The following is a 13,599-nucleotide window of genomic DNA, read 5'->3' on the forward strand; positions in this document are numbered from 1 at the left end:
TTTGAAACCTGATCGTAGCGTTTTTGCACGATCAAGTTTCAAACAATAAACTTTATTTTTTAGACGAGGACTTACCCGCTTTACGGCGAACTTGCTCACCAACAAAACGAATACCTTTGCCTTTGTAAGGTTCTACTTTACGCAGTGAGCGGATTTTAGCCGCTACGTCGCCAAGAAGTTGCTTGTCCGAACCTTCCAGATATACCTTGGGGTTCTGTCCTTTCTCTGTTACAGCAGTTACTTTAATCTCCCCCGGTACTGCTACATACACATTGTGCGAATAGCCAAGTTGTAACTCGAGGATGTTGTTTGTAACGGAAGCTTTATAACCAACCCCGATAACTTCAAGATCAAGTTTATAGCCTTCGCTTACGCCCTGTACCATGTTACTTACCAGGGAGCGATACAGGCCGTGCAATGCTTTGTGGCGTTTCTGCTCTGTGGGGCGGGATACTTGTATCTGACCTTCTTCGATTGCTACCGAAATGTCCGGATCAACCGACTGGGTCAGGGTGCCTTTAGGCCCTGTCACCGTAACTACGTTCTGCGCGTCAACAGACAGCGTAACGTTGCTTGGGAGGGCGATGGGTTTCTTACCTATGCGTGACATCGTTCAGTTCGAATTAATATACGTAACACAATACCTCTCCGCCGACATTCAATGTCTTCGCTTCTTTATCCGTCATCACACCTTTAGAAGTTGAGATGATAGCTACACCTAATCCATTCAGGATACGCGGCAGGTTGTCGGCACCCCGATACTGGCGTAATCCTGGACGGCTGATGCGTTGGAGGTCAACGATAGCGGGTTGCTTCGTCGTTGGATTGTACTTCAGCGCAATTTTGATGATGCCCTGTGGCGTACTATCGTCGAACTTATAGTTCTGGATAAACCCCTTGTCGTACAAAACCTTGGTAATCTCTTTCTTTATATTCGAAGCAGGGATTTCGACAACCCGATGCTTGGCCCGGATGGCATTTCTAACACGAGTTAGGAAATCTGCTATTGGATCTGTATTCATTCTTAGCGTTGCGTTACTTACAAACCCCTGTTTTTGAGAGAGTTCGCAAAATTACGGAAACTGAATTGCAAATAGAAATGGAAACTGGAATTACCAGCTCGCCTTTGTTACACCTGGAATTTTACCCGCTGATGCCATTTCCCGGAATGTTACCCGGGAGATACCAAATTTGCGCATATAACCCCGGGGACGACCCGTTAATTTACAACGGTTATGCAGCCGGACAGGCGATGCATTTTTAGGTAGCTTGTCAAGACCGATATAGTCACCGGCGGCTTTCAGAGCTGCCCGCTTCACGGCATATTTGGCTACTAACGCTTCACGTTTCCGCTCTCGTGCTTTGATTGATTCTTTTGCCATTATTTTAGCCTTTGTGTCGGTTATTATTTACCACTCTTAGCAAACGGCATTCCCATTGCCTTCAGCAGCTCATAGCTTTCGTTATCGGTATTAGCAGTTGTCACAAACGTGATATCCATGCCCGAAATCCGTGCTACTTTATCGATGCTGATTTCCGGGAAGATGATCTGCTCCTGCACGCCAAACGTATAGTTGCCACGGCCATCAAATCCCTTATCGCTAATGCCTTTGAAGTCACGAACCCGTGGCAACGCTACCGTTGTCAACCGGTCAAGGAATTCATACATCTTCACACCACGCAGCGTAACTTTCGCACCAATGGGCATTTTCTCCCGCAGTTTGAAGTTAGAAACGGCTTTCTTCGACATTGTCGGAACAGCCTTCTGGCCTGTGATAGTCGTCAGTTCATCTACACCGACGTCAACCAACTTTTTGTCGGCAACAGCGGCTCCGATGCCCTTATTGATGACAATTTTGTTCAGACGCGGCACTTGCATAACCGACTTATACTGAAACTTGTCTTTCAATTGAGGTACAATCTCACTTAGGTACTTTTCTTTCAGTCTTGGCGTTGCCATCTTTTTCGACCTTTATTATTTACGACCCGCATCGGCGGACCGATCAGGAATGAAGTTGCCCGTCTTCTTGGAGAAGCGCTGCAGTTTGCCTTTGTCGTTCAGTTTGCGACCAGTGCGGGTGGGTTCGCCTGTAGCGGGATCAACCAGTTTCAAATTACTGATATGAACTGAACCTTCCGTTTTCTCCAGGCTTCCCTGCGGGTTAGACGCGGTAGGTTTCAGGTGTTTAGTAATCATGGCTACACCCTCTACGCGGGCACGGTCCTTTTCTACAATAACTTCCTGCACTACTCCACGCTGTCCTTTCGAGTTTCCACCAATAACGACGACTGTGTCGCCCGTCTTTACGTGGAATTTATGTTTCGGTAGCGTTATTTTCTTCTCCATGGCTTACAATACTTCCGGGGCTAACGATACAATTTTCATAAACTGCTTCTCGCGCAATTCGCGGGCTACGGGTCCAAAAATGCGGGTACCACGTGGCTCGTCATTGTTGTTGAGCAACACCGCTGCGTTATCTTCAAAACGAATATACGATCCATCTTTCCGACGTACTTCTTTCTTTGTCCGAACAACAACAGCTTTCGACACTGTACCTTTCTTCATGCTGCTGGACGACAGGGCTTGCTTCACCGTCACGACAATCTTGTCACCGACTGATGCATACCGCTTACCCGTACCGCCCAGGACGCGGATAACAAGCACTTCTTTAGCGCCACTGTTATCGGCTACTCCTAATCTTGATTCTTGCTGTACCATGGCTTACTTCGCTTTTTCGATGATTTCGATTAAACGCCAACGCTTATTTTTGCTCAGGGGACGGGTTTCCATCACACGAACAGTATCACCGATACCACACTCATTTTTCTCGTCATGAACAGTCAGTTTTTTCGTCTTGTTCATGAACTTGCCATACATTGGGTGCTTTACCTTACGATCAATGGCAACAGTGATCGTCTTTTGCATCTTATTGCTTGTCACCCGTCCGATACGCTCTTTCCGGGCGTTCCGTTCAGATACCGACTTTGCTTCTCCACTTGTTGGAGTGGCTGCTTTCGGTTCTTCTTTTGCTGCTTCCACAGGAGCTTCTGCTTCCTCGGGTAGTGCTGTTTCTGCTACCACTGGTGTAGTTACTTCTTCCTGCGGTTCTGGTGCTTGTTGCTCTTCCATCGTCGTTTCTTATTAGGCTTGCTGCGATTTAACTGTCAGTTCCGTGTGCAGGCGAGCAATCCGTTTGCGGCTTTCGCGGATGCGCATTGGGTTCTCAATGGGAGATACTGCATGCGCAAACTTTAGTTTCAGCAGGCGATCCTGTTCCGTACCTATTTCAGTTCGTAACTCATCAGCCGATAACCCTTTCAAATCTTCTTTTTTCATCTTGTTCGTCGCTTAAGGATACTATTCTTCGCCTTGCTCCTGATAATCGCGCCGGACTACAAACTTTGTCCGAACGGGCAACTTTTGTGCGGCCAGACGCAGGGCTTCCATTCCCGTTGCCAGATCAACACCTGTCGCTTCGAACATAATCGTTCCGGGTTTAACTACGGCTACCCAATACTCAGGGGCACCTTTACCCTTACCCATCCGTACTTCAGCCGGTTTCTTGGTAATTGGCTTATCGGGGAAAATCCGAATCCAAACCTGACCTTCGCGTTTCATTGCTCTGGTTACGGAAATACGGGCAGCTTCAATTTGACGGGCGGTTATCCGGCCAGGCTCAAGCGATTTGATACCGAATGTACCGAAAGCAATTTCATGGCCGCGTGACGCAATGCCTGGAATCCTTCCTTTGTGCTGTTTGCGAAATCTTGTTCTTTTTGGCTGTAACATAGCTCAATATCAGTTAATCAGTTAGCCAGTAGTTGAGTCAGTCAGTTATTAAGTCGGGGAACAAATTTTTTCTATTAATTTCCGACTGACAGACTGATTGACTACCTGACTGAATTTATCGTCTTGGTCCTCCACCGCCACGGTTACCACCGCCCTGGCCTCCGCCACCACGGTTACCACCGCCCTGGCCTCCACCACCACGGTTGCCACCACGGTCATTTGCACCACGCTCACCCCGGCCACGACCACCGCGGTCATTGCCATCACGGTCACCACGAGGGCCACGGCGATCTCCACGATCATTTGATGATGTAGAGCGCTCACCTGCCTGTGCCTGACTCATCATTGCTGCTGGGGATAAATCACGTTTTCCGTACACTTCACCTTTAAAAATCCACACCTTAATGCCGATTTTACCATATACAGTTTGTGCTTCAGAAATAGCGTAATCAATATCAGCACGAAGCGTGTGCAGAGGGACACGTCCTTCCTTATATTGCTCCGAGCGGGCAATTTCTGCTCCACCTAAACGGCCTGATACTTTTACTTTGATACCTTGTGCACCTACCCGAAGAGCTGATTGAATAGCCTGCTTCATGGCACGACGGAACGAAATACGAGCCTGTAACTGCTGAGCAATTGCTTCGCCAACCAGTTTCGCATCAACTTCCGGGCGCTTGATCTCGAATATATTGATCTGGACATCTTTGCCCGTGATCTTTTTTAATTCTTCTTTGATCTTATCTACTTCGCCCCCTCCCTTACCAATAACAATGCCCGGACGTGCCGTATGAATGGTAAGAGTAACACGTTTGAGGGTGCGTTCGATTACAACCCGTGCAATGGCACCCTTAGGGATACGGGCGGCTACATATTTACGGATCTTCTCGTCTTCAACGAGTTTCTCTGCAAATTCTTTACCTCCGTACCAGCTTGACTCCCAGCCACGAACTATACCAAGTCGCAGGCCAATTGGATTTATCTTTTGTCCCATCTCTTAATTCTCGTTTTCAGGGGTTTCTGCTTCTGCTGATTCCAACAGGGGTTGCGCTGCGCTGTCAACCACGATGGTGATGTGATTGGAACGCTTCCGAATCCGATGACCACGACCCTGGGGGGCCGGGCGCAAACGCTTCAGCATGGGACCACCATCAACAAAAATAGTTTTTACATAAAGGTCAGCGTCTTCAATCCGCTCATCTTCATTTTTCTGCTGCCAGTTGGCAACGGCCGACAAAAGCACTTTCTGCAACACGTCGGCACCAGCCTGAGGCTGATATTTCAACAGGCCCAACGCCCGGCTAACGCGTTGACCACGAATCAGATCGGCGATTAACCGCATCTTACGGGGCGACGTGGGCACATCTTTAAGTTTTGCTACTGCTTCCATTTTTTTGGTTTTCGGTTTTGGTTCACGGTTTACAGTTCGCTAAAACCGTAAATCGAATACCGTAAACTACTTATCGTTTGCCCTTGTCTTTTTTTGCGGTGTGTCCACGGAAGTTACGCGTTGGTGAGAACTCACCAAGTTTGTGACCAACCATGTTCTCCGTTACGTAAACCGGAATAAACTTGTTGCCGTTGTGAACAGCGAAGGTGTGGCCTACAAAATCCGGCGAAATCATCGAACGACGCGACCAGGTTTTGATGACCGATTTCTTGCCCGAGTCATTCTGTGTCTGAACTTTATTATCCAGACGGAAATCAATATAGGGGCCTTTTTTGAGTGAACGTGCCATTTTTATCTGTTACTTTTTGCGTCGGCTAATAATCATGCTTTCAGATGCCTTGTTCTTGCTACGGGTTTTCTGACCTTTGGCAAACTGTCCATTGCGCGAACGTGGATGTCCACCGGATGCCCGGCCTTCACCACCACCCATTGGGTGATCGACTGGGTTCATAACCACGGCACGAACCCGGGGGCGACGACCTAACCAACGGCTCCGGCCAGCCTTACCCACTACTACGTTCATGTGATCCGGGTTGGATACAGAACCCACCGTTGCCATGCCTGCGCTCAGGACCCGGCGGGTTTCGCCTGAAGGCAAACGCAGGATAGCGTACTTGTCTTCACGACCAACCAACTGAGCGTATGTGCCAGCCGAACGGGCCATCGAACCGCCTTTTCCTGGTGTCAGTTCAATGTTGTGAACGATAGTACCGATAGGCATTGCAAACAGAGGCATTGCGTTACCAACATCGGGCGTAACACCTTCGCCTGACTGAATGGTCTGACCTACAGTGATACCCTGTGGTGCAATGATGTAGCGTTTCTCGCCATCGGCGTATTGCACTAAAGAAATACGCGCCGAACGGTTTGGATCGTATTCTACAGTCAAAACTTCGGCTGTCTGGCCGACTTTATCGCGCTTGAAGTCAATAATACGGTAATGCCGCTTATGACCTCCTCCAATGTAGCGCATAGTGCGGTGACCTTCGTTGTTCCGGCCACCGGTTCTCTTAATGGGCTCCAGCAGACTCTTCTCTGGCTTGGAGGCTGTTATTTCCGCAAAGTCGGGTGCCACGCGAAAACGTGTACTCGGCGTTATTGGTCTTAGTTTTTTAACTCCCATGACTGATTTATTGGTAGAGCTAGGCTCGGTTTACAGGTCTGCGTAAATATCGATTACTTCGCCCTCTGCAACCGTAACGATTGCTTTTTTCGTAGTTGGGGTCTTACCCGATACAACACGTCCATTGATATTCTTGCTGCGCTTCTTTCCGTACACACGGAAGGTGTTAACAGCTTCAACGTTTACGCCGTACATTTTCTCGATGGCTTTGCCAATTTCGAGTTTGTTGGCCTTCAATTCGACCTCAAAAGCATATTTCCCCTGCTTGTTCAGGCCCGTCATTTTCTCCGTGACGATTGGTCGTTTCAGTATGCTCATGGTTTATTTGTCGAACAAGGTTTGAATGGTTGACAAAGCTCCTTCGCTAATAAGCAGTTGATCGGCATTCATCAGGTCATAGGTGTTTACCTGCGAAGCGGTAGTTACTTTTGCCTTCTGTACGTTCCGGCTGGATAGAACAACATTCAGGTTCACATCGGGCAGGATGAGTAACGTTTTGCGGCCCGTTAGGTTCAGATCATTCAGAAACTGAATGTAATCTTTCGTGCGGGGTGCCTCAATTGTGATGTTGTCAATAACCGAAATTTTTTCTGCCTTTGCTTTCACGGCATATGCCGACTGACGGGCAAGCGATTTCACCTTTTTATTCAGTTTGAAACTATAATCACGGGGACGTGGGCCAAAAATAGTACCACCACCTATAAATACAGGGGACTTGGCACTACCTGCACGCGCACCGCCCGTACCTTTTTGTTTCTTCAGTTTGCGGGTCGAGTGAGCATTTTCAGCCCGTTCTTTCGCTTTATGCGTTCCCTGACGCTGGTTGGCCAGGTATTGTTTCACGTCGAGGTAAATCGCGTGCTGGTTCGGTTCGATTCCGAAAACCTCTTCCGGCAGAGTGACCTTTTTGCCTGTGTCCTCGCCTTTGCTGTTATATACGATTACTTCCATGACCTATTTCTCGATAATAACGTATGAATTTTTAGCTCCGGGAACCGAACCACTCACAACGAGCAAATTCTGCTCAGGCATAACCCGTAAGACACGCAGGTTCTGAACCTTTACGCGGTTACCGCCCATGCGGCCACCCATACGAATACCTTTGAACACGCGCGACGGAAAGGAGCAGGCACCAATCGAACCTGGGTGACGACCCCGGTTATGCTGACCGTGGGTTTGACCACCCACACCACCGAATCCATGACGCTTTACAACACCCTGGAAACCACGACCTTTCACTGTGCCAACAACGTCAACGAAGTCCAACTCAGTAAATACATCGGCAACCGTGAGTGTTGCTCCCAAACTTAACTCCTGCTCAAATTCTTTGAATTCGACCAGTTTACGCTTGGGGGTAGTACCAGCCTTTTTAAAGTGGCCAATCTCCGGTTTGTTACTGTGCTTCTCTTTCTTGTCGCCATAACCCAGCTGCACAGCTGTGTAGCCATCTTTCTCGATGCTACGAACTTGTGTTACGACACAGGGACCCGTCTCAATCACTGTACATGCCAGAGCCTGCCCGTCCGCATTGTACACGCTGGTCATCCCGATTTTCTTGCCAATTAAACCAGACATTTTTGTTTGTTTAAAGTAAGCAGGTAAAAAATTAGGTAAATATTCCCCGATTCAAATCGCTGAATGGGGCCGCAAATGTAGGCAAATAATCAGGAGAATCCTATATGTGCTTAACAATCAGGCCCGGAAATGACATTAAAAAAGGCCGGATGCACAGCATCTGACCTTGAATGACACATAAAGCCAAGCCGTGCATGGTTTATTTGCCGAAAAGTCAGATGTGGTTTCTGTTGTAGACCTTCATCTTCATATGTCATCAACTCGTTGTTCTGAGTTTGGGACTGCAAAAGTATAGAATTGCCGGGAGAAAAGAAAAAATATTTTAAAGAAAGTTTATCAACCAGGCTTCTGTCGGGCAATTATGTTCCATTTATCAGGACTGTGGATAATCCTTCATTCCCCCATAAATGAACAAATCCCGGTTAACACTAACCGGGATTTGTTCATTTATGGGGGCAGTACTCAATCAACCCTGTACATTTTCGGTAGTTAACTGGGCACCTAAGTACTCACGGTTCATACGGGCAATATGGTCAAGCGAAATTGATTTTGGACATTCAACAGAGCAGGCACCCGTAAACGAGCAGGCTCCAAATCCTTCAGCATCCATTTGTGCAACCATACGTTCTGCCCGCTCTTTGTGTTCGGCTTTACCTTGCGGTAAAATGGCTAACTGCGATACTTTAGCCGACACAAACAGCATTGCTGATGCATTTTTACAGGCGGCCACACAGGCACCACAACCAATACAGGCTGCGGCATCCATTGCCTCGTCGGCAATGCTACGTGGAATAAGGATTTCGTTAGCATCAGGTGCAGAACCGGTATTGACCGATACATACCCACCTGCCTGGATAACGCGGTCAAAAGCAGTCCGGTCAACCATCAAATCTTTAATGACCGGAAAAGCCCGCGCCCGCCAGGGCTCTACCACAATGGTATCGCCATCGCTAAACGACCGCATGTGTAGCTGACAGGTGGTCGCACCCGTTTGGGGGCCGTGGGGACGGCCATTAATGTACATCGAACACATACCACAGATGCCCTCCCGGCAGTCGTGGTCGAAAGTAACGGGGTCTTCTCCTTTCCGGGTCAACGAATCGTTTAATACGTCGAACATCTCCAGGAATGACATGTCTTCTGAGACATTGTCTAGCTGGTACTCCACCAGTTTTCCGGCCGCATTACTACTCTTTTGTCTCCAGACCTTTAAATTGATCTTCATTTTTGACGGATTTATGCGGTTCCCCGCCGGGATTTATGGTTTACTGCCGCCAGTCCACTAATGCGACGGGCAAGTATAAATCATAAATCCATCATTTATTTATAACTTCTTTGTGTCAGTTTTACGTTTTCAAACTCAAGCATTTCCTTGTTGAGTAATTCGGGCATATTTTCACCCTGAAACTCCCAGGCGGCTACGTAGGCATAATCGGCATCATCACGAAGTGCTTCACCGTCGGGCGTCTGGTATTCTTCCCGGAAGTGCCCGCCACAGGATTCATTCCGGTTCAGCGCATCATCGATCATCAGTTCGCCTAACTCGATAAAATCAGCTACACGCGATGCCTGCTCCAAAGCCTGATTCATCTCCTCTGGTCCGCCCAGTATCTTCACATTCGACCAGAACTCCTTCTTTAACTCCTGGATTTTCTGCTTGGCAATCTGCAATCCTTCTGCATTACGCGACATACCACAGTATTCCCACATGATATGACCCAATTCCTTGTGCAGTTCATCTACAGGTCGCTCTCCTTTAATGGATAAAAGCCGGTTGATCTGAAGATTTATTTTTTCCTCCGCTTCTTTAAAGACGGGAGAATCAACGGGAATCTTGTCCGCTGGACCGATAGTTGCCAGATAATCACCAACAGTGTAAGGAATCACGAAGTAACCATCAGCCAAGCCCTGCATAAGGGCTGAAGCACCAAGTCGGTTGGCACCGTGGTCGGAGAAATTAGCTTCGCCGAGGGCATATAGACCCGGAACGCTGGTCATCAGATTGTAATCTACCCACAAGCCACCCATCGTGTAGTGAACGGCGGGGTAAATCATCATTGGCAATTCGTACGGATTTTCGCCAGTGATCTTTTCGTACATCTCAAAGAGGTTGCCGTACTTGGCCTCAATCGTTTTCTGACCGTCACGCTTGATTGCATCGGCAAAATCCAGATAAACAGCCAGTCCCGTTTTACTTACGCCCCGGCCTTCATCGCAGACATATTTGGCATTTCGAGAAGCTACATCGCGTGGCACGAGATTACCAAAAGCAGGGTATTTGCGTTCTAGAAAATAATCCCGGTCGGCTTCAGCCAAATCGGTCGGTTTCATCTGACCTTTCTGGATTTTCTCCGCATCTTCTTTTGATTTGGGTGCCCACACTCGTCCGTCATTCCGCAACGATTCCGACATCAGGGTCAGTTTCGACTGGTAATGACCGGATACGGGAATACAGGTCGGGTGAATCTGGGTAAAGCAGGGATTGGCGAAGGCCGCTCCTTTTTTATGTGCCCGCCAGGCCGCCGTAACATTGCTACCCATTGCATTGGTTGACAGGTAAAACACGTTACCATATCCACCGGTGCAAAGTAGTACTGCATGCCCTGAATGCGATTCTATTTTGCCCGTAATAAGATTACGGGTAACGATACCCCGTGCTTTACCATCCTGAACAACCAGGTCCAGCATTTCGGTGCGAGGATACAATTTGACTTTTCCGTTAGCTACCTGGCGGCTGAGGGATGAATAGGCACCCAACAGCAATTGCTGACCTGTTTGGCCACGAGCATAAAATGTACGGGAAACCTGCGCTCCACCAAAAGACCGATTCGCTAACGTGCCGCCGTATTCACGGGCGAAAGGAACCCCCTGCGCTACACACTGGTCAATAATGTTGACACTCACTTCGGCTAACCGGTGTACGTTACCTTCGCGGGAACGGTAGTCACCACCTTTTATGGTGTCGTAGAATAGCCGGAACACGCTGTCGCCGTCATTCTGGTAGTTCTTAGCCGCATTGATTCCTCCCTGAGCCGCAATGGAGTGTGCCCTGCGGGGACTATCCTGGAAGCAAAACGCTTTGACGTTGTAGCCCAGTTCTGCCAGCGATGCTGCTGCTGAAGCGCCAGCCAGACCCGTTCCTACTACGATTATATCGTATTTCCGCTTATTGGCTGGATTGACCAGTTTTAATGCGAACTTTTGCCGTGACCATTTTTCGGCTAGCGGACCTGCAGGGATTTTAGATTCCAGTTTCATAATTCAATTGTGAAGTGTGAATGGGCGAATGACAGGATGAGACAATCATTCGCCCATTTACTAATTAGATTATATGGTGAACCTGTAAATACACGTAAATAGGCATGGAGGCAAAAGCCGCCGGTATGATAATGGCAAAGAAATATTTACCCAGAAACTCAATAATGGGCGTGTATTTCCTGTGCCTGATACCCAACGTCTGAAAACCGCTCTGGAAACCATGCGCCAGGTGATATCCTACAGCTACCATGCATATAACGTACAATACTACGTACCAAAGTTCGCCAAAGGCTGCCTGCACAACTGAGTAAAGGTCTTTGTATTCTTTACCATCATATTCAGCCATGGGTACTGACCCAAAGTGCATTTCGTACCAGAACGTACGCATATGGATAATGATGAACAACAACAGTACAGTTCCCAGAATACCCATGTTGCGCGACGACCAATCACTATTGGCTTCGGGCCTGCTGTACGCGTATTTGACGGGACGGGACGACTGATTATAGCGGGTAAGAATAAACGCCATCAGTGCGTGGACCAGAATAGACGTGTAAAGCAAATACGAAACTGTCATGATAAGCGGGTTGTGCGTCATGAAGTACGTGTACTCGTTGAAGGCGCGACCGCCATCTCCTTTAAATAGCTGCAAATTGCCAGCCATGTGAATAATTAAAAAACTACTCAGAAACAGCCCTGTCAGTGACATAATGACCTTGCGGCCAAGCGAGCTGGATAGTGTTTGTGTTACCCAAGCCATATGGTGAACGACACGAAATTTTAGTGTAAATAATTGAACAGAAGCCTAATTAAACGGCGCGTCAAAGCTAAATCACAAACGGCAGGGAAACAACATTAAGCACCTTTATCACGCTGTTTGTAACTTATTTTTGCACGCAAACCAAATAACTAAACCCTGTATTTTTTCAACAGCCTGTTTGATTTAATGGTTTTACGAATAACAACTTTTTAAAAAATAATGAACGACAGAGCAGATTCCTGAACGGTTCTTTTTTCTCCCGGCTATAAATCACTGACGGTAAGATTTTTACGGCTAAACATCACTTTCCCTTTTTGAACAACGTCAATAATGGCTCTAATTTGCACCTGCTTGGATTTAATCACCAACTAGTATTTACATGAAAGCATACGTATTCCCTGGACAGGGTTCGCAATTTCGGGGTATGGGGCAGGACCTTTACCAACACTCGGAAGCTGCCCGCCAGCTTTTTGAACAGGCTAACCAGATACTTGGCTATAGTCTGACCTCTATTATGTTTGAAGGAACGGACGATGACCTCAAGCAAACTATCTATACACAACCAGCTGTTTTTCTGCACGGTGTTGTGCTTGCCCTGACGTCCGACTCTTTTGCCCCTGATCGGTTCGACGTTTCGATGGTGGCTGGGCACTCACTCGGCGAATTGTCGGCACTAACGGCTGCGGGCGTACTTTCCTTTGAAGACGGGTTGAGTCTGGCATCCGTTCGGGCAACGGCAATGCAGCGAGCCTGCGAATTAACTCCATCAACTATGGCTGCCGTACTGGGGTTGGCCGATTCTGTCATTGAAGAGGTATGTGCGGCTATAACGGAGGAAATTGTCGTCCCTGCCAATTACAACTGTCCGGGTCAGGTCGTTATTTCGGGAAGTGCGGCTGGTATTCAACTGGCTGAAGAGCGGCTGAAAGCGGCCGGCGCCAAACGTGTTGTGCCATTAGCCGTGAGTGGTGCCTTCCACTCGCCTTTTATGGAGCCAGCCCGAACGGAATTTGCCGAAGCAGTTCAGAACATGCTCTTTTCGGCACCCCACTGTCCGGTTTACCAAAATGTGAACGCACAGGCTACAACTGATCCAGAGCAGTTAAAAGCCAATCTAATTGCCCAGCTTACGTCGCCTGTGCGCTGGACACAGTCGGTAGAACGAATGGTGGCCGATGGAGCTACCGGGTTTTTAGAGTGTGGCCCTGGTAAAGTGCTTCAGGGATTGATTAAAAAGATTAGTCCTGCTGTTCCCGTTACGGGAATTTAGTAAGGTATTATCTCTTGTGAATCAGCGAATAAGACTGTTCGCATCACAACATGCCCTTTTTTTTTGAATCAGTATTTGTTTTTGACACCGGGTAACCGTTATCTTTGCACTCGCAATTGCAAAAACAGCCCGATAGTATAAGGGTAGTACGACAGATTTTGGTTCTGTTTGTGGAGGTTCGAATCCTTCTCGGGCTACAAGAAAAAACCCTAATTAACTGTAAAATAGTTGGTTAGGGTTTTCTCGTTTCAAGCGGTGTACGGGTTAGTGTACGGAATAGAATATTTTCGAAAAAAAAATGTGGCGTTCTAAGCCTGCTAAAATGCTATTGGGGTGAAAGAACTTGAATGCGTTATCTTTGGTCTTACTTGCT

General features: G+C 47.8%; 20 protein-coding genes and 1 tRNA gene. 2 read left to right on the forward strand and 19 right to left on the reverse strand.

Translation table 11 applies throughout. From position 1 onward, the window contains the following. Positions 1-52 precede the first annotated feature (52 nt). From rplF to B157_RS0114355, 19 genes are all read right to left on the reverse strand, one after another. Complete coding sequence (gene rplF, locus B157_RS0114265; protein ID WP_018618711.1) at positions 53-610, reverse strand: 50S ribosomal protein L6; 558 nt, start codon at positions 608-610, stop codon at positions 53-55. A 13-nt stretch (positions 611-623) separates the two neighbouring features. Continuing rightward, positions 624-1,022, reverse strand: coding sequence for a 30S ribosomal protein S8 (rpsH, locus tag B157_RS0114270; RefSeq protein ID WP_018618710.1), 399 nt, complete (start codon positions 1,020-1,022; stop codon positions 624-626). Positions 1,023-1,112: 90 nt separating this feature from the next. Further along, positions 1,113-1,382 carry a 30S ribosomal protein S14 gene (gene rpsN / locus B157_RS0114275; RefSeq protein WP_018618709.1) on the reverse strand — a complete coding sequence of 90 codons (270 nt, stop codon included), beginning with the start codon at positions 1,380-1,382 and terminating at the stop codon, positions 1,113-1,115. 23 nt (positions 1,383-1,405) lie between these two features. After that, a complete protein-coding gene (gene rplE, locus B157_RS0114280; RefSeq protein WP_020603984.1) occupies positions 1,406-1,960 on the reverse strand; it encodes a 50S ribosomal protein L5 in 555 nt (184 codons plus the stop codon). Between the two features lie 15 nt (positions 1,961-1,975). Continuing rightward, positions 1,976-2,347 carry a 50S ribosomal protein L24 gene (gene rplX, locus B157_RS0114285; protein ID WP_020603985.1) on the reverse strand — a complete coding sequence of 124 codons (372 nt, stop codon included), beginning with the start codon at positions 2,345-2,347 and terminating at the stop codon, positions 1,976-1,978. Positions 2,348-2,350: 3 nt separating this feature from the next. Further along, positions 2,351-2,719, reverse strand: a complete 369-nt coding sequence (gene rplN / locus B157_RS0114290) for a 50S ribosomal protein L14 (protein ID WP_018618706.1) — start codon at positions 2,717-2,719, stop codon at positions 2,351-2,353. Between the two features lie 3 nt (positions 2,720-2,722). Beyond that, positions 2,723-2,950: a 30S ribosomal protein S17 gene (gene rpsQ, locus B157_RS0114295; RefSeq protein WP_281168467.1), complete on the reverse strand. Its 228-nt coding sequence runs from the start codon at positions 2,948-2,950 to the stop codon at positions 2,723-2,725. A gap of 192 nt (positions 2,951-3,142) precedes the next feature. Next, on the reverse strand, positions 3,143-3,337 hold the full coding sequence (gene rpmC / locus B157_RS0114300) for a 50S ribosomal protein L29 (protein WP_020603987.1): 195 nt from the start codon (positions 3,335-3,337) through the stop codon (positions 3,143-3,145). A gap of 21 nt (positions 3,338-3,358) precedes the next feature. After that, on the reverse strand, positions 3,359-3,790 hold the full coding sequence (rplP, locus tag B157_RS0114305) for a 50S ribosomal protein L16 (protein WP_018618703.1): 432 nt from the start codon (positions 3,788-3,790) through the stop codon (positions 3,359-3,361). A gap of 115 nt (positions 3,791-3,905) precedes the next feature. Then, positions 3,906-4,784 carry a 30S ribosomal protein S3 gene (gene rpsC, locus B157_RS0114310; protein ID WP_020603989.1) on the reverse strand — a complete coding sequence of 293 codons (879 nt, stop codon included), beginning with the start codon at positions 4,782-4,784 and terminating at the stop codon, positions 3,906-3,908. A 3-nt stretch (positions 4,785-4,787) separates the two neighbouring features. Next, entirely contained in the window at positions 4,788-5,180 is a 393-nt protein-coding gene (gene rplV, locus B157_RS0114315) for a 50S ribosomal protein L22 (RefSeq protein ID WP_018618701.1), read from the reverse strand. 70 nt (positions 5,181-5,250) lie between these two features. Then, the gene (gene rpsS, locus B157_RS0114320) at positions 5,251-5,529 is read right to left on the reverse strand and encodes a 30S ribosomal protein S19 (protein WP_018618700.1); all 279 of its coding nucleotides are present in this window, start codon (positions 5,527-5,529) and stop codon (positions 5,251-5,253) included. 9 nt (positions 5,530-5,538) lie between these two features. Further along, entirely contained in the window at positions 5,539-6,363 is an 825-nt protein-coding gene (gene rplB / locus B157_RS0114325; protein WP_026308700.1) for a 50S ribosomal protein L2, read from the reverse strand. A 30-nt stretch (positions 6,364-6,393) separates the two neighbouring features. Further along, positions 6,394-6,681 carry a 50S ribosomal protein L23 gene (gene rplW, locus B157_RS0114330; protein ID WP_018618698.1) on the reverse strand — a complete coding sequence of 96 codons (288 nt, stop codon included), beginning with the start codon at positions 6,679-6,681 and terminating at the stop codon, positions 6,394-6,396. A 3-nt stretch (positions 6,682-6,684) separates the two neighbouring features. Beyond that, positions 6,685-7,314 (reverse strand): 50S ribosomal protein L4, encoded by a 630-nt coding sequence (gene rplD / locus B157_RS0114335; protein ID WP_020603991.1) that lies wholly within the window; start codon positions 7,312-7,314, stop codon positions 6,685-6,687. A gap of 3 nt (positions 7,315-7,317) precedes the next feature. Then, positions 7,318-7,938, reverse strand: coding sequence for a 50S ribosomal protein L3 (gene rplC / locus B157_RS0114340; protein WP_020603992.1), 621 nt, complete (start codon positions 7,936-7,938; stop codon positions 7,318-7,320). Positions 7,939-8,404: 466 nt separating this feature from the next. Beyond that, positions 8,405-9,163: a succinate dehydrogenase/fumarate reductase iron-sulfur subunit gene (locus B157_RS0114345; protein WP_020603993.1), complete on the reverse strand. Its 759-nt coding sequence runs from the start codon at positions 9,161-9,163 to the stop codon at positions 8,405-8,407. A 95-nt stretch (positions 9,164-9,258) separates the two neighbouring features. Then, positions 9,259-11,196, reverse strand: coding sequence for a fumarate reductase/succinate dehydrogenase flavoprotein subunit (locus B157_RS0114350; RefSeq protein ID WP_020603994.1), 1,938 nt, complete (start codon positions 11,194-11,196; stop codon positions 9,259-9,261). Between the two features lie 64 nt (positions 11,197-11,260). Beyond that, positions 11,261-11,956, reverse strand: a complete 696-nt coding sequence (locus B157_RS0114355) for a succinate dehydrogenase cytochrome b subunit (protein WP_026308701.1) — start codon at positions 11,954-11,956, stop codon at positions 11,261-11,263. 379 nt (positions 11,957-12,335) lie between these two features. On the opposite strand from B157_RS0114355, the gene fabD reads away from it, so the two are divergent. After that, positions 12,336-13,226, forward strand: a complete 891-nt coding sequence (gene fabD, locus B157_RS0114360; protein ID WP_020603996.1) for an ACP S-malonyltransferase — start codon at positions 12,336-12,338, stop codon at positions 13,224-13,226. A 126-nt stretch (positions 13,227-13,352) separates the two neighbouring features. Beyond that, positions 13,353-13,423, forward strand: a tRNA-Gln gene (locus B157_RS0114365). The last annotated feature ends 176 nt before the right edge of the window (positions 13,424-13,599 follow it).

It is taken from the genome of Spirosoma spitsbergense DSM 19989 (assembly GCF_000374085.1).
Classification (GTDB): Bacteria; Bacteroidota; Bacteroidia; order Cytophagales; family Spirosomataceae; genus Spirosoma; species Spirosoma spitsbergense.